The organism is Ruegeria sp. CG11 (assembly GCF_056537245.1).
In genome coordinates this window covers 305,672-320,486 of the sequence record NZ_JBQFRE010000002.1, presented here as the reverse complement: position 1 = coordinate 320,486, position 14,815 = coordinate 305,672, and the positions used below count along the sequence as shown (strand labels likewise).

The 14,815-nt window shown below is 58.8% G+C and carries 15 protein-coding genes and 1 tRNA gene; 10 read left to right on the top strand and 6 right to left on the bottom strand.

Annotated elements, in window-relative coordinates:
* Nucleotides 1–6: 6 nt before the first annotated feature.
* Nucleotides 7–486, bottom strand: coding sequence for a YHS domain-containing (seleno)protein (locus ACR0KW_RS07670; protein WP_480804459.1), 480 nt, complete (start codon nucleotides 484–486; stop codon nucleotides 7–9).
* A gap of 218 nt (nucleotides 487–704) precedes the next feature.
* Here ACR0KW_RS07670 and ACR0KW_RS07665 point away from each other — a divergent pair, with 218 nt between their 5' ends.
* The 10 genes from ACR0KW_RS07665 (at nucleotide 705) to ACR0KW_RS07620 (ending at nucleotide 10,373) form a co-directional block, all read left to right on the top strand.
* Nucleotides 705–1,220 carry a hypothetical protein gene (locus ACR0KW_RS07665; RefSeq protein ID WP_480804458.1) on the top strand — a complete coding sequence of 172 codons (516 nt, stop codon included), beginning with the start codon at nucleotides 705–707 and terminating at the stop codon, nucleotides 1,218–1,220.
* Nucleotides 1,221–1,442: 222 nt separating this feature from the next.
* Nucleotides 1,443–3,128, top strand: a complete 1,686-nt coding sequence (locus tag ACR0KW_RS07660) for a tryptophan halogenase family protein (protein WP_480804457.1) — start codon at nucleotides 1,443–1,445, stop codon at nucleotides 3,126–3,128.
* A 320-nt stretch (nucleotides 3,129–3,448) separates the two neighbouring features.
* Nucleotides 3,449–5,125, top strand: coding sequence for a 30S ribosomal protein S1 (gene rpsA, locus ACR0KW_RS07655; RefSeq protein WP_170326968.1), 1,677 nt, complete (start codon nucleotides 3,449–3,451; stop codon nucleotides 5,123–5,125).
* Nucleotides 5,126–5,396: 271 nt separating this feature from the next.
* Nucleotides 5,397–5,681, top strand: a complete 285-nt coding sequence (ihfB, locus tag ACR0KW_RS07650; RefSeq protein WP_037310872.1) for an integration host factor subunit beta — start codon at nucleotides 5,397–5,399, stop codon at nucleotides 5,679–5,681.
* Nucleotides 5,682–5,687: 6 nt separating this feature from the next.
* Nucleotides 5,688–6,038 (top strand): lipopolysaccharide assembly protein LapA domain-containing protein, encoded by a 351-nt coding sequence (locus ACR0KW_RS07645; RefSeq protein ID WP_170327045.1) that lies wholly within the window; start codon nucleotides 5,688–5,690, stop codon nucleotides 6,036–6,038.
* Between the two features lie 9 nt (nucleotides 6,039–6,047).
* On the top strand, nucleotides 6,048–6,692 hold the full coding sequence (locus ACR0KW_RS07640) for a phosphoribosylanthranilate isomerase (RefSeq protein WP_480804456.1): 645 nt from the start codon (nucleotides 6,048–6,050) through the stop codon (nucleotides 6,690–6,692).
* 47 nt (nucleotides 6,693–6,739) lie between these two features.
* Nucleotides 6,740–7,075 (top strand): hypothetical protein, encoded by a 336-nt coding sequence (locus tag ACR0KW_RS07635; protein ID WP_480804455.1) that lies wholly within the window; start codon nucleotides 6,740–6,742, stop codon nucleotides 7,073–7,075.
* A gap of 67 nt (nucleotides 7,076–7,142) precedes the next feature.
* Nucleotides 7,143–8,390, top strand: a complete 1,248-nt coding sequence (gene trpB / locus ACR0KW_RS07630; RefSeq protein ID WP_480804454.1) for a tryptophan synthase subunit beta — start codon at nucleotides 7,143–7,145, stop codon at nucleotides 8,388–8,390.
* A 367-nt stretch (nucleotides 8,391–8,757) separates the two neighbouring features.
* Nucleotides 8,758–8,830: transfer RNA gene (locus ACR0KW_RS07625), tRNA-Arg, on the top strand.
* A 397-nt stretch (nucleotides 8,831–9,227) separates the two neighbouring features.
* A complete protein-coding gene (locus ACR0KW_RS07620) occupies nucleotides 9,228–10,373 on the top strand; it encodes a slipin family protein (protein ID WP_480804453.1) in 1,146 nt (381 codons plus the stop codon).
* 42 nt (nucleotides 10,374–10,415) lie between these two features.
* Here the strand turns inward: ACR0KW_RS07620 and ACR0KW_RS07615 are convergent, their stop codons facing one another.
* The 5 genes from ACR0KW_RS07615 to ACR0KW_RS07595 form a co-directional block, all read right to left on the bottom strand.
* Entirely contained in the window at nucleotides 10,416–10,790 is a 375-nt protein-coding gene (locus ACR0KW_RS07615) for a DUF2237 family protein (protein WP_170326963.1), read from the bottom strand.
* A 9-nt stretch (nucleotides 10,791–10,799) separates the two neighbouring features.
* Nucleotides 10,800–11,963 (bottom strand): serine hydrolase domain-containing protein, encoded by a 1,164-nt coding sequence (locus ACR0KW_RS07610; protein ID WP_480804452.1) that lies wholly within the window; start codon nucleotides 11,961–11,963, stop codon nucleotides 10,800–10,802.
* An 82-nt stretch (nucleotides 11,964–12,045) separates the two neighbouring features.
* On the bottom strand, nucleotides 12,046–12,726 hold the full coding sequence (gene pth, locus ACR0KW_RS07605; RefSeq protein ID WP_480804451.1) for an aminoacyl-tRNA hydrolase: 681 nt from the start codon (nucleotides 12,724–12,726) through the stop codon (nucleotides 12,046–12,048).
* A gap of 127 nt (nucleotides 12,727–12,853) precedes the next feature.
* Entirely contained in the window at nucleotides 12,854–13,507 is a 654-nt protein-coding gene (locus ACR0KW_RS07600; RefSeq protein ID WP_480804450.1) for a 50S ribosomal protein L25/general stress protein Ctc, read from the bottom strand.
* Between the two features lie 122 nt (nucleotides 13,508–13,629).
* Entirely contained in the window at nucleotides 13,630–14,796 is a 1,167-nt protein-coding gene (locus ACR0KW_RS07595; protein WP_480804449.1) for an alpha-hydroxy acid oxidase, read from the bottom strand.
* Nucleotides 14,797–14,815: the final 19 nt, after the last annotated feature.

Genomic DNA, 14,815 nt, shown 5'->3' with positions numbered 1-14,815 from the left:
TCGCGATTACAACTCGCCAACGGCGATGCTTTTGATATTCGCCCACTGATCGTCAGCGGTTTTTGCCGTCGCTGCCACGTCCTTCAGGAAGGCCGCGCGGGTTTTGGCGTTCAGGAACAGGTACAGCTTGCCATCCGCGACCAGATACTGATCCGGGTCGCCGTCGAACTTCTTGCCCACCGACACGCCGAACGAACAGAATCCGCCATGCTGCGGCAGATAGGCAGCAGGGTTGGCCTCGAACGCTTCGCGGTTTGCGGCGCTGGTAAAGTAGTAGGACGCGCCGTCATAGGTAGCGGAATGGGTGGCAAAGCCCTCGACCGGGTTGCCGTCATTCACCAGTGCGACCAGATCGACGCCGTGCGCGGCCAGCGGCGCACCGGCGGCCGAAATGCCATTTGAGACGTTAATCTCATCCGCAGCAAAGGCCGGGGCAGCGATCAAGGGCAGGGCAGCGATGAGGGTGGTCAGAACCAGAGACTTCATTGGAATTTCCTTTCTGTTCAAGTTTGGATCAGCCGGGGTGGCCAACCGCTGAAACATAGGTAGAGGTGCGGTTCTGAACGGACTATCGCAGGAAGCCCGCCAAACCCTGCAGATCGTTCAAACCTGCGGCCGGGTGGGATATCCACTTCACCAAGCTTTGTTTGGTCAGCCTGTCAGCCGGCCCCTATGGTTGGGGCATAGCCTGCAGGAGAGATGCGATGATCCGACTAGCCCTAACGCTGATTTTTCTGGCCGGGAGCCTGGCTGCTCAGGAAGCCGAGCCGCCGATGGACTATGAACGTCTGGGCAAGATCATCTTCGCGCTCGACCCCGAGGCGCAACCCCAGGGGCCAGGCTTCCAACTGACTGTGTCGGATGTTCCGGTCTTGGTCATCACGGACATCAATGCCGACCGAATGCGCGCCATGGTTCCGATCCGCAGCGCCGAAGGCCTGACCGCCGAGGAGATGCGGCGTATGATGCAGGCAAATTTCGATACTACACTGGACGCCCGCTATGCGATTGCCAACGGCACCTTGTGGGCCGCGTTTATCCACCCATTGTCCTTGCTGAAAAAGGACCAATTGATCTCGGGCCTGGCGCAGACTGTGAACATCGCCAACAGTTATGGCACTCTCTATTCCAGCGGCGCGGTAGAATTCGGCGGGGGTGATAGCGGCGACCTTCAGCGCGCCTTGATCGAAGAGCTTCTGAAAAAGGGCGAAGAAATCTGACCCGAACCAGAAAGCAACGCTCTCCATTTGACACGGCAAAGGTAACAGTTTTGTTGCGGTTCCCACACATATGCACAAGGCTAACCGGCTTTGGCCCTAGCGACGTTCCTGAAACCGGGTATGGTAATTTTTCAAGCAAATGGGGGGTAGCTGTGCAAAATCCAAAAACACTCGAAAAAGGAAGCAGCGAAAACACCCCTGAAGCCAACAGGGATGGAAAAAATGAACAATCGACTGCGCAAGATCACCATCGTCGGTGGGGGAACGGCTGGATGGATGACCGCGCTGATCCTGGACATGGTGTTTTCTCGCACCTCAGCGCCCAAGGATCGCCCACAGCTTTGCCTTATTGAAAGCCCCAATATCTCGACCGTAGGTGTCGGAGAAGCCACTGTGCCGCGCATGCCGGTCACACTGCGCCAGGCGGGCATTTCCGAGCGGGACTTTTTTCGCGAAACGAACGCTTCGTTCAAACTGGGGGTAAAGTTCTGCAATTGGAACAAGGATGCCAAGGGTAAACGCATCGACTATGTAAACCCTTTTGCCCATGGTCAGATGGTCGAAGGGTTGGAAGCGGCCGAGTATTTCTTGCGATTTGGAAACGGAGGGCGGGACTTCACGCAATCCGTCTCTCCGCATGATGATCTGGGCCGTTTGTGCAAAGGCGCGCGGCAACTGGGACAGCCGGAGTTCGAGCAACGGTTTGGCTATGCCTATCATTTGGATGCAGTAAAGTTTGCGGGCATGTTGACACGGGTCTGCACACAGCGCGGCGTGGAACATATCCAGGATGAGGTGCAGGCGGTCGAACTGGATGAACAAGGCAATGTCAGCCACCTGACGTTGGAGCGGAATGGTCGGCATGACATAGAAATGGTTATTGATTGCACCGGATTCCGCGGGTTGATCATTAATCAGGCCCTGGGTGAGCCGTTCATGGACTATTCGGACTACCTACCCAACGACCGGGCCATGGCGCTGCAGATTGAGCATCCAAACCCAAGGAAGATCGAAAGCCTAACCCGGGCAACCGCGCTGGGCGCGGGGTGGACATGGCGGGTGCCGCTATTTAACCGGGTGGGCACGGGCTATGTGTTTTCGTCAGCGCATCGCACAGACGATCAGGCAGCAGATGAATACCTCAAGTGGCTGGGCGACAGCGGCAAAGGGGCAACGCCGCGCGTAATCCCGATGCGCATCGGGCGTGTCCGCAATGCCTGGGTCAAGAATTGCCTGGCAATTGGTCTGTCCGGCGGGTTCATCGAACCGCTGGAAAGTACCGCAATCCACATGATTGATCACGCGGTGCGATGGTTTGCTGAACACTTGCCCACACGCGATATCGAGCCGCCTTTGCGGGCAAGATATAACCGGCAGATGAACAAGCTCTATGATGAGGTGCTGGATTTCATTTGCCTGCATTACCGCTTGGGCAACCGCACGGATGACCAATATTGGATTGATGCGCGCACCGAGATGAAGATCCCGGATCGCTTGGCTGAAAATCTTGAACTGTGGCAACACCGCCTGCCGATAGGACACGATATCGAGTTCGCCACGCTATTCAATTCCCGTGTCTATCAAACCGTTCTATTGGGCAAGCAAGTCTACGATACAGGTTATGGTACCGGCATACGCGATCGCCTGCGGCCACTGAAGAAACCGATTTGGGCCCAAGGTATGAAGCACGCGAAGATGGACCTTGCGCGCATAATCCAAGCAATGCCGGATCACAAAACGCTGCTGCGTGATATCCGTGGGGAATTGAAACCGCCAACATTTGCAGCGGCGTCGTCGATGAGGCCGACAGTGGCGATACCGGGTACAAAACCGGCACCCGTGGCGGTCCAGAATATGCCAAATTTGGCTGAAATCCAAAGCGGCGCGAAGGATTTGCAGCTCTTCTAAGGTGGTCGTTTCGTGCGGGCGGGGGGATTTCGCCACGACTTTCCCCCAGCTTTGCGAGCACGGGTCGCAGGCTGTCAGCAGTCAAGCCTGGTAGGTTGTATCGTGCACAGCCCCTAATAACTTGCAGCCGCTTGGCGAACCCGTTATAGAGCGCCCGTCGACAAGGCGATTTGAGCCATAAAACAATGAGACGAGCAGGGTCGGAACCAACCGGCCCTCTTTGTTTTGTGGCATATGTCAGGTCGTCTGACCAATCCATTAAGACCGGCGGAGACAACCGCTCGGCCAGTAAAATCGTATGTAAAGGAAAACAACGCCACATGGCTAACGCATCCATGGAGGAATTCGAAGCCCTCCTGAACGAAAGCTTCGAAATGGACACACCCGAAGAGGGTTCTGTTGTCAAAGGTAAGGTTCTGGCGATCGAAGCCGGCCAAGCCATCATCGACGTAGGCTACAAAATGGAAGGCCGCGTTGATCTGAAAGAATTCGCAAATCCCGGCGAAGCCCCTGAAATCGCTGTTGGTGACGAGGTAGAAGTTTACCTGCGCGCCGCAGAAAACGCCCGTGGCGAAGCCGTCATCTCGCGCGAGATGGCCCGCCGTGAAGAGGCATGGGACCGTCTGGAAAAAGCATATGCCGACGACCAGCGCGTCGAAGGTGCTATCTTCGGTCGCGTCAAAGGTGGCTTCACCGTCGATCTGGGTGGCGCAGTTGCGTTCCTGCCCGGCTCGCAGGTTGACGTTCGCCCCGTGCGCGACGCTGGCCCGCTGATGGGTCTGAAGCAACCGTTCCAGATCCTGAAAATGGACCGCCGCCGTGGCAACATCGTTGTTTCGCGTCGCGCCATCCTGGAAGAATCGCGTGCCGAACAGCGTGCCGAAGTTATCGGCAACCTGTCCGAAGGTCAGACCGTCGAGGGTGTTGTCAAGAACATCACCGAATACGGTGCATTCGTTGACCTGGGCGGCGTTGACGGCCTGCTGCACGTCACCGACATGGCATGGCGTCGTGTGAACCACCCTTCCGAGATCCTGACGATCGGCGAAACCATCAAGGTTCAGGTCATCAAGATCAACAAAGAGACCCACCGCATCAGCCTGGGCATGAAGCAGCTGCAAGAAGATCCGTGGGATCTGGTTGCTGCCAAGTACCCGCTGGGCTCGGTCCATCAGGGTCGCGTCACCAACATCACCGACTACGGCGCGTTCGTCGAGCTGGAAGCCGGTGTCGAAGGTCTGGTGCACGTGTCCGAGATGTCCTGGACCAAGAAAAACGTCCACCCCGGCAAGATCGTTTCGACCAGCCAGGAAGTCGACGTCATGGTTCTGGAAATCGACGGCGCCAAGCGTCGCGTGTCTCTGGGCCTGAAGCAGACTCAGCGCAACCCGTGGGAAGTGTTTGCAGAGACACACCCCGAGGGCACGCAGGTCGAAGGCGAAGTCAAGAACATCACCGAATTCGGTCTGTTCATTGGCCTCGAAGGCGACATCGACGGCATGGTTCACCTGTCGGACCTGTCGTGGGACGAGCGTGGCGAGGATGCCATCCAGAACTACCGCAAAGGCGACATGGTTTCGGCTGTTGTCTCGGAAGTTGACGTTGAGAAAGAGCGTATCTCGCTGTCGATCAAAGCCCTGGGCGGTGACAAGTTCGCCGAAGCCGTGGGCGGCGTGAAGCGTGGCTCGGTCATCACCGTCGAAGTGACCGCGATCGAAGATGGCGGCATCGAAGTGGAATACGAAGGCATGAAGTCGTTCATCCGTCGTTCCGACCTGTCGCGTGACCGTGCCGAACAGCGCCCCGAGCGTTTCTCGGTTGGTGACAAGGTCGACGTACGCGTCACCAACGTTGACAGCAAGACCCGCCGTCTGGGCCTGTCGATCAAGGCACGCGAGATCGCCGAAGAGAAAGAGGCCGTGGAACAGTACGGTTCTTCCGACTCGGGCGCATCGCTGGGCGATATCCTGGGTGCAGCGCTGAAGTCGGGCGACTAAGCCCGGGCCACAGCCAAAGCCGAATTTGCGGCCCCGCGTTTACACGCGGGGCCGTTTTTGTTGCGAATCAATATGTTCCGATTTCCGGGCTAAATTGACCTAACGTACGCTCTTTTTGAGACGAAACCCTGAGAACAAGCGAAAAATCGCGCGGTTTAGCAGCAAAATGAAGGCTTTGCACACAGAGTTTACGTTCCCCCGATCCGAGTTTTTTCCTATACTGTTCAGAACAATAGAGATGGTTAACCGGTCGCCTGGGAGGGTAGCGCTCATGATCCGTTCAGAACTGATTCAGAAAATAGCCGACGAGAACCCGCATCTGTACCAACGCGACGTCGAGCGGATCGTGAATACCGTGTTCGAAGAGGTGACGGATGCCATGGCGCGCGGTGACCGCGTGGAACTGCGTGGCTTCGGGGCTTTTTCGGTCAAACAGCGCGACGCGCGTGTTGGCCGCAACCCCCGTACGGGTGAGACCGTTCAGGTCGAAGAAAAATGTGTGCCGTTTTTCAAAACTGGTAAGTTGCTTAGGGATCGATTGAACGGTAAAGCCTAAGGCATGATGCGTTACCTTCGATATGCTTTTCTGGCGATCCTCGGGATCGTGCTTATTTCCGTTTCGCTGGCCAATCGGGAATCGGTTCAACTTTCGCTGATGCCGGAACCTTTTGCCGAGCTTGTGGGTTTTAACTTCAGCACGTCGCTGCCGTTGTTCGTGGTGGTGCTGGGCGGTGTTGTTGCAGGCCTGATCATTGGTTTCCTCTGGGAATGGCTGCGCGAGCACAAGCACCGCCGGGATGCGTCGGTGAAGAAGAACGAAGTGCGCAAGCTTGAGCGTGAAGTCAAAAAGCTCAAGAAAAAGCAGAACGAAGGTCAGGACGAAGTTCTGGCCCTGCTGGACGAGGCCAGCTGAGGCAAGCCAATGGCCCAAGATGCAAGTGTCAAAATCTGCGGTCTGACCGCCCCCGATCACGTGCGCGTGGCTGCCGAGGCAGGCGCGCGTTATGTTGGGTTCGTGTTCTTCCCCAAATCGCCGCGGCATCTGGACATTGAGGCCGCCGCCGAATTGGCGCATCTGGTGCCTGCCGGGATCGCCAAGGTCGCGCTGACCGTCAGCGCATCGGATGAGGAACTGGACCGGATTGTAGCCAGCGTGCCGCTGGACATGTTGCAACTGCACGGCAAGGAAAGCCCGGATCGCGTGGCCGAGGTTCGCCAGCGGTTTGGCCTGCCGGTGATGAAAGCCATTGGTGTGGCCGAAGCCGAGGACCTCGCGGCGATCGACCTGTACTCTGAGGTCGCGGACCAGTTGCTGATCGACGCCAAACCACCGCGCAACGCCGAGCTGCCGGGCGGCAATGGTCTGGCTTTTGACTGGCGCCTGCTGGCCGGGCGCAAATACTGGCGCCGTCCGTGGATGCTGGCCGGTGGGCTGACGGCTGATAACGTTGCCGAGGCCATGCGCATGACCAGCGCGCGGCAGGTCGACGTCTCTTCGGGTGTGGAAAGCGCGCCCGGCGTGAAGGACGCGACCCTGATCCGCGCCTTTATCGACGCCACCCGGTGATCTGATCACCGGATGCCCGCGTATCCCCGTTAGGGGAGGGCGCGGCAATGCTGGCAGCGATTGGCGGAGTTTCATTAAAACGGTGGTATTACGGGCCGGAGTTTTTCTGGCGCGCCCGTCAGGCAATGTTGCAGGCACGGGGTGATCCGCTGTGTTTGAAGGTGGAGGTCTTTCCGCATCAGGGGCTCTATTTCTCGTTAAGTGTCTGGCACGACGCCGAGGCGATGCTGACCTTCGCCCATTCCGGTCCTCATCGCCGCGTCGTGCAGGCGGCCACGCGACTGGCCGAGGTGAATGAGTTTCACCATTTCCCCTGTATTGCCGTGCCCAGCAGATATCAGGCATTGCAGGTATGGGCACAGCGCGTTCAGGCGGCGGAATGATACGTTTTGCCATGGCAAATCCCGCCGCTACCTCCTATGACAGTCGCGTACGACGATGGAGACACCCATGGCCAACGATCTTTTCAATTCCTTCATGTCCGGCCCCGACGAACAGGGCCGCTTTGGCATCTTCGGCGGGCGGTTTGTCAGCGAAACGCTGATGCCCCTGATCCTGTCGCTGGAAGAGGAATACGAAAAGGCCAAGGACGATCCCACCTTCTGGGCCGAGATGGACGACCTGTGGGCCAACTACGTGGGCCGCCCCTCGCCGCTGTATTACGCGGCGCGCCTGACCGAACATCTGGGCGGTGCCAAGATTTACCTCAAGCGTGATGAGCTGAACCATACCGGCGCGCACAAGATCAACAACGTGCTGGGTCAGATCATTCTGGCGCAGCGTATGGGTAAGACCCGCATCATTGCAGAAACCGGAGCCGGTCAGCACGGCGTGGCCACTGCTACCGTCTGCGCCAAATTCGGTTTGAAATGTGTGGTCTACATGGGCGCGCATGACGTGCAGCGTCAGGCCCCCAACGTGTTCCGTATGCGCCTGCTGGGGGCCGAAGTGATCCCAGTAACCTCGGGTCGTGGCACGCTGAAAGACGCGATGAACGATGCGCTGCGTGACTGGGTGACCAATGTGCGCGACACGTTCTACTGCATCGGCACCGTGGCCGGTCCGCATCCGTACCCGGCGATGGTCCGCGACTTCCAGTCGATCATCGGCAAGGAAGCGAAAGAGCAGATGATGAAGGCCGAGGGCCGTCTGCCCGACACCATCATCGCCGCCATTGGTGGAGGCTCGAACGCGATGGGTCTGTTCTACCCGTTCCTCGACGACAAGGACGTCAACATCATCGGTGTTGAGGCTGGTGGTAAGGGCGTGAACGAAAAGATGGAGCACTGCGCCTCGCTGACCGGTGGTCGTCCGGGCGTGCTGCACGGCAACCGCACGTACCTGCTGCAGGATGATGACGGCCAGATTCTCGAAGGGTATTCGATCTCGGCCGGTCTGGACTATCCGGGCATTGGTCCCGAGCATTCGTGGCTGCACGAAATTGGCCGTGCGAACTATGTCTCGATCACCGACAAGGAGGCGCTTGAGGCGTTCCAGCTGTGCTGCGCGACCGAAGGCATCATCCCGGCGCTGGAGCCCTCCCACGCGTTGGCCCATGTGATGAAGATCGCCCCCGAACTGCCCAAGGATCACCTGATCTGCATGAACATGTGCGGACGCGGTGACAAGGACGTGCAGACCGTGGCCAAGTATCTGAACTTCGACATGTCGGATACCGAAGGCCGCAGCGCCGATTGACCAAGCGGTAAATTTTGAAATTTCTGAAAAGAGCGGCGCGCCCTTGACGGGTGCGCCGCTTTGTTTTTGGTGCATTACCTTTTCGAATATTGCGCAACTGGGTAATTTTGTTGCGCGCTCGCCACAGGTGCGTTTTAGGGGTGCAAAAAATTATTGAGCGAATCCAGACCCTTCGCCTAAACCCGCCGTTACCGGTCACAACGGGCCGGACCCTAGCGGGCAGAGGTGATCACTCTCCCGGTGCGGACGGCGCTGCCGAAACCGTATGCCAGGGCCGAAACCGGGGATTGGTACATGCTTTGTAGCTTAGTTGGATAGAGCAACAGATTCAGATTCTGTGAGCGAAGGTTCGACTCCTTCCAAAGCCGCAAATGTAGCTCAACGGTAGAGTAATCGACTGCGAATCGATGTGTTGCGGGTTCGAATCCCGCCATTTGACAAAGCTGTTCAGTCAGCACCGGCCTTCAACGCCGGCCCGTGAAAACGGTCCAAAACATATGGGTCCGGGTGTTCCTCAGCAGGGGCGGCACCGCGCAACGTCAGGCTTTGGCCGGGCGGGGCAGGGGCCTTCGCTGCTCTGGCCTTGGGCCGGAGGGCAGATGACGGTGCCGCCGGATCGGTGCCCCGCTTAGCCATTAAGGCAAGGCGGCGCATGGGTCCCGCGCCCCTCTCTCTGACCCTCCCGCGCAGGGGCATGGCGCGGGGGATGCCCGGGTCTTTCCCGCCTTCAACCGAGGGCTTCACACCTGTCACCCGTTCGGGGTGCAACCCACTGAAAACATGAAAAGGAGTTCGCATTTGCGACGACGGTAGAGCGAGACGAAAAGGAGAAATGATATGACACTGTTCCAAGATCTGATTGACCGGCTGACCGGCCATCGGCGGCTGACCCTGACCGAGACCCAGCGGATGCTGGTCCTGCGCAACGGGGTGTTTGATGCAATCCTCGGCCCCGGGAAACACCGGCTGCCGCGCAAGGATGTGCTGACCGAGCTGCACGATCTGGAAAAGCTCTTTTTCGTGTCGCCCTATGAACGGGCGCTGATGCAGAACCGACCTGAATTGGCCGCCAAGCATCTGACCGAGTTTCGGGCCGAGCCTGACGAAGTTCTGGTTCTGCTGCGGGACGGGGTGCCTGTTCGGGCGCTGAACCCCGAAGCCCGGGTGCTGGTCTGGAAAGCTGCAGGGCCGTGGAAGGTCGAACATCACGCGTTGACCGACACCATGGTTGTGCCCAAAGAGACGGCGCAGCGGCTGGTTCGGGCCGGGCTGCGGCTGAACCTGACGCAGGTCGAGGTTGCCGAAGGGCATACCGGGCTGCTGACGGTTGACGGGGTACTGGTGGATCAGCTGACCCCCGGTGCGCACGCCTTCTGGAAAGTCGGGCGGAACGTCGAGGTCAAGCAGATCGACCTGCGGCAACGCACGCATGAGGTGACAGGGCAGGAGATCCTGACCAAGGACCGGGTGACCATTCGGGTCAACCTTAGCGCCGACTACCGGGTCGTTGATCCGGTCAAGGCGGTGGGGGCGGTCAAGGATTTCGATCAGGCCCTGCACCGGGCGCTGCAACTGGCGTTCCGGAAGACCTTGGGCGCGATGACGCTGGACCGGCTGCTGGCCGAGAAGGTGACCGTCGACACCGAGGCCGCGGATCGGGTACGGACACAGATGGCCGGGATTGGTATCGAAGTGGGTGAGATCGCGTTGAAAGACGTCATCCTGCCCGGTGAGATGCGGGAGATCCTGACCGCCGTGGTCGCCGCCGAGAAACAGGCCGAGGCCAACGTCATCCGGCGGCGGGAAGAAACCAACGCCACGCGGTCTCTGTTGAACACCGCAAAGGTGATGGCGGAAAACCCGGTGATGCTGCGGCTGAAAGAGCTGGAGGCGCTGGAGACCATCGCCGGAAAGGTCGAGCGGCTGACGGTCCACAACGGGACCGAAGGTCTGATGTCCGACCTTGTCAAACTGCGGGAGTGATCCCGAATAAGGGCCGGTCCGGGCTATCCCGGGCCGGTCTGTCTATTCCACAACCGCGTGTTCGGTCAGCAGCCGCAGCGGCACCACGTCCAGCGCGCGCTGATGGGTGGCCTCAAGATGCACCTTAGGGGCGCAGCCTTCGTCATGGGCCTGCAGAAACCGCCCGGCGCACAGACACCAGCTGTCACCGGGTTTCAGGCCGGGAAAGTTGAACTCGGGGCGAGGGGTGCTCAGGTCGTTTCCGACATATTTGGAAAAGGCCAGAAACTCGGCCGTCATCACGGCGCAAACCGTATGACTTCCCTGATCCTCAGGGCAGGTGTTGCAGGCCCCGTCGCGAAAGAACCCGGTCAGCGGATCACGGGAACATGGGGCGAGCACACCGCCCAACACATTGATGCTGTCCTGTTTTTCCATGGTCCTACTTTACAGGCTTTGCGCGATTTTGCGGAATATTTCTATATTCCCTTCGTTCACGCCGTCATCGCGGAATTTCCGATCGGCCCCGGTCGTCACGATCAGCACCCCGCGCGGCTGGTCGAAATAGATGTACTGACCATAAACGCCGCGCGCGAAGAACTCTCCTTCGTGCGCGCCGACGGGTACCCACCATTGATAGCCGTACCCGATCTCGCCCGCCTCGGTCGGTGCGCTGGGCAGGACGGATTCGGCAATCCAGTCTGCGGGAACCAATTGCTGGCCATCAAGCTCTCCGTTCTGCAGGATCATCTGGCCAAAGCGGGCGAAATCGCGGGTGGTGAAATTCAGCCCTCCTAGCACAAAAGCTACCCCGGCACCATCGGTCACATAGTAGCCATCATATTCCAGTCCCAGCGGTTGAATGATTTTTTCGGTCAGCAACTCGGTCACGCTGCGGCCGGTGGCGCCACGTATCACCATGCCGATGACATGGGTGTCGATGGAAACGTATTGCCATGTCTCGCCCGGGGCGACGAAAGTGTCCTGTAGCGAGGCTGCGAATTCGTCCAACTCTCCGCCCAGGGCCACGACGCGGCCCATCCGGTTGATGTCAGAATTGGGATCGAAATAATCTTCGTTGAAGGTAACGCCGCTGGCCATGTTCAGCACGTTGCGGATCGTCGCGCCATCATAGGCCGTACCTGCCAGTTTCGGCGCGTATTTCACCACCGGATCGTCCAGCGACTCGATAGCCCCTTCAGCCAGCAGGACGCCGAACAGAGCCGAAAGGTAGCTCTTGGCAACCGACCATGAAATTCGCCGATCCTCGGGGGTCGTGCCCAGATAGTATTCTTCGAACCGGATCTGCCCGTCCTGCATCACCAGCAGAGAGGTCACCGCCCGGTCCTCGATCCATTGGTCGGTGCCGTCGGGCAGGTCAAAACCGGGGCCATAGAGCAGTTCCCAGGTCGGGCCATCGCCGCGCGGCAGATCGACCGTCAGAAAAGCCTCATTCATATGCGAGAAATTGTGGACAATCTTTTCTTCGGAAAACAAAGAGTTCACGGCCATCAACCGCTGAAGCTCTTCGCGTTTCCAGAATCCGACAACAACTGCAGCCAGCACCAGCATCAGCAGGATGCGCAGCACCCACTTGAACAGAGCTTTCATCTATCGCCTCCCGTATCCCTGTCACATTGGAACCCGCCCGATGTGGTTTCGCAATTGGGACGTTACGGCAAAGTCAGCAGCCTTATTTGAACTTGTCCAGCAGCTTTTGCATGGCCGAGCGTTCGTCGACCTCGGGTTCCGGCGCGGGGGTGGCGTCCGGCTTCGGCGTTTTTGCCGGAGATTTCGAAGACCGCGGCGGTGCGGTGCGCAGGGCAACCGCGTTCATGAACTTGCCGCTTTCCCCATCGGCCAGATGTCCAGCGCCGTCCGACACACCACGCAGCACATCGTCCAGCCAATCGGCATCAGCTTTAGCAAAATCGCTCAGGACATAGGGCGAGACCATCTCTTTTCGCCCCGGATGTCCGATCCCCAGACGTACCCGGTCATAGGCGGGGCTGATATGCTCGTGGATCGAACGCAGCCCGTTATGTCCGGCATGTCCGCCGCCCGCCTTGACGCGCACTTTACCGGGGGCGAGGTCCAATTCGTCATGAAAGACGGTCACGTCGGTCGAATCCAGCTTGTAGAAGCGCATCGCTTCGCCCACTGACTGGCCAGAGCGGTTCATGAATGTCTGCGGCTTGATCAACAACACTTTTTCGCCGCCCAAACGGCCCTCGGCGATTTCGGCCTGAAACTTGGATTTCCACGGGCCAAAGCCGTGATCCTCGGCAATCCGGTCCACGGCCATAAATCCGATATTGTGCCGGTTGCGGGCGTATTTCGACCCCGGGTTCCCCAATCCGACAAACAGTTTCATAGTCTCGTCCTTGTGCGATGCATGGGGTTGATGGCACGGAATGCCACCGCTTTTCCAGCCCAGTAGGCAAAAGAAAACGGGGCCCGAACCCGAGCCCCGTTTCCAAATCAGATAAGAAGATGCGGACTTATTCTTCTGCGGCTTCCTGACCGACGACTTCAACCTCGTCTGCAGCCACTTCTTCACCTTCCTCATCGTCGCTGGACGACAGGCCGGTCGGGGCCGAGATGTTCGCGATCACGAAATCGCGGTCGATGGTCGGTTTGGTGCCCGCGGGCAGATCAACGGACGAGATGGTCACAACGTCGTTGATGTTCAGACCGGACAGATCGACAGTGATCTTCTCAGGAATATCACCGGCGGTGCACATCAGTTCGACTTCCGGACGGACAACGGTCAGAACGCCGCCCTTCTTGATGCCGGGTGCTTCTTCTTCGTTGACGAACTCAACGGGGATGAACAGCGCGATCTTGGTGGTCCGCCGCAGGCGCATCAGGTCCAGATGGGTCGGCAGGTCTTTGACAACGTCACGCTGAACGTCGCGGCAGATGACGCGGACGTCTTCGTGACCTTCAACCTTCAGGTTCCACAGGGTCGACTTGAACCGGCCTGCTTTCAGGCGCTTGAACAGGACGTTGAACGGGATCTGGATCGGCAGCGGCTCTTTGTCACCACCAAAAACAATGCCCGGAACCATGCCGTCGCGGCGTGCTTGACGAGCGGCGCCCTTGCCTGTCCCCGTCCGTTCCAGAGCTACGAGATCAGGAATCTCACCAGCCATGATATATCTCCAAATGTTAGGGCGGGCATCCTCCAAGGCTGTATGCCCGCGTGAAGCCGCGTCCTTAGCTTGATTCATTGAGTTTGGAAAGGGGTTTTTGACCTTTTGTTTGAAAGGTCAAATCACTCCTGCCAGCGGCCGCCGAAGTCTTCGGGGATCAGCAAGTTATGCCGCCCCAGATCGCCAACGTTACGTTTGCCGCACAGCGCCATCGTGGTGTCCAGTTCCTTGTGGATGACGTCCAGCGCCGTTGTCACACCTTTCTGTCCCATCGCGCCCAGCCCATAGACAAAAGCACGGCCGATATAGGTGCCTTTGGCGCCCAATGCGACGGCTTTCAGAACGTCCTGACCAGATCGGATCCCGCTGTCCAGATGAACCTCGATATCATCGCCGACCGCGTCCATGATCTGCGGCAGTATACGAATGGAACTGAGCGCGCCGTCCAACTGCCGCCCGCCGTGGTTCGACACGACGATGGCATCAGCACCCAGCTTTGCGGCGATCTTGGCGTCTTCGGCGTCCAGAATGCCTTTGAGGATGACCTTGCCGCCCCATTGTTCCATCAGCTTTTCGACCTTGGTCCAATCAAGACTGGGATCGAATTGCTCGGCCGTCCATGCGCCAAGTGAGGAGGCATCCGAGATACCCTCGACGTGACCGACGATATTGCCGAACTCGCGCCGTTTTGCGCCCAGCATTTCGATGCCCCACGACCACTTGGTTGCAAGGTTCGCGATGGTTTTCGCCGTCAGTTTTGGTGGGGCGGACAGGCCGTTTTTCAGGTCCTTGTGGCGCTGGCCCAGGATCTGCAGGTCCAGCGTGATCACCAAGGCCGAACATTTGGCATCCTTGGCGCGCTCGATCAGGCGGCTGACGTAGTCCTGATCCTTCATCGTATAAAGCTGAAACCAGAATGGTTTCGTCGTGTGCTCGGCCACATCCTCGATCGAGTTGATCGACATGGTAGACAGAGTAAAGGGCACACCAAACTCTTCGGCGGCTTTGGCGGCCTTCATCTCGCCATCCGCGTGCTGCATACCCGTCAGCCCGACCGGGGCCAGCGCGACAGGCATCGTGACATCCTCCCCGATCATCTGCGAAGCGGTCGAGCGTCCGGCCATGTCCACCGCCACCCGTTGCCGCAGGCGGATATCCGAGAAGTCCGAGCTGTTGTCGCGAAAGGTCTGTTCGGTCCAGCTGCCGCTTTCGGCGTAGTCGTAGAACATCCGCGGGACACGACGTTCATAGATGCGCCGCAGGTCTTCGATGGTGGTGATTACGGGCATGGGGCCGCGCCTTTGGTTG

Bases quoted from the DNA above. Each gene is read 5' to 3' on its own strand.
- ACR0KW_RS07670 (WP_480804459.1), bottom strand. From the start codon at position 486: ATGAAGTCTCTGGTTCTGACCACCCTCATCGCTGCCCTGCCCTTGATC.
- ACR0KW_RS07665 (WP_480804458.1), top strand. From the start codon at position 705: ATGATCCGACTAGCCCTAACGCTGATTTTTCTGGCCGGGAGCCTGGCT.
- ACR0KW_RS07660 (WP_480804457.1), top strand. From the start codon at position 1,443: ATGAACAATCGACTGCGCAAGATCACCATCGTCGGTGGGGGAACGGCT.
- rpsA (WP_170326968.1), top strand. From the start codon at position 3,449: ATGGCTAACGCATCCATGGAGGAATTCGAAGCCCTCCTGAACGAAAGC.
- ihfB (WP_037310872.1), top strand. From the start codon at position 5,397: ATGATCCGTTCAGAACTGATTCAGAAAATAGCCGACGAGAACCCGCAT.
- ACR0KW_RS07645 (WP_170327045.1), top strand. From the start codon at position 5,688: ATGCGTTACCTTCGATATGCTTTTCTGGCGATCCTCGGGATCGTGCTT.
- ACR0KW_RS07640 (WP_480804456.1), top strand. From the start codon at position 6,048: ATGGCCCAAGATGCAAGTGTCAAAATCTGCGGTCTGACCGCCCCCGAT.
- ACR0KW_RS07635 (WP_480804455.1), top strand. From the start codon at position 6,740: ATGCTGGCAGCGATTGGCGGAGTTTCATTAAAACGGTGGTATTACGGG.
- trpB (WP_480804454.1), top strand. From the start codon at position 7,143: ATGGCCAACGATCTTTTCAATTCCTTCATGTCCGGCCCCGACGAACAG.
- ACR0KW_RS07620 (WP_480804453.1), top strand. From the start codon at position 9,228: ATGACACTGTTCCAAGATCTGATTGACCGGCTGACCGGCCATCGGCGG.
- ACR0KW_RS07615 (WP_170326963.1), bottom strand. From the start codon at position 10,790: ATGGAAAAACAGGACAGCATCAATGTGTTGGGCGGTGTGCTCGCCCCA.
- ACR0KW_RS07610 (WP_480804452.1), bottom strand. From the start codon at position 11,963: ATGAAAGCTCTGTTCAAGTGGGTGCTGCGCATCCTGCTGATGCTGGTG.
- pth (WP_480804451.1), bottom strand. From the start codon at position 12,726: ATGAAACTGTTTGTCGGATTGGGGAACCCGGGGTCGAAATACGCCCGC.
- ACR0KW_RS07600 (WP_480804450.1), bottom strand. From the start codon at position 13,507: ATGGCTGGTGAGATTCCTGATCTCGTAGCTCTGGAACGGACGGGGACA.
- ACR0KW_RS07595 (WP_480804449.1), bottom strand. From the start codon at position 14,796: ATGCCCGTAATCACCACCATCGAAGACCTGCGGCGCATCTATGAACGT.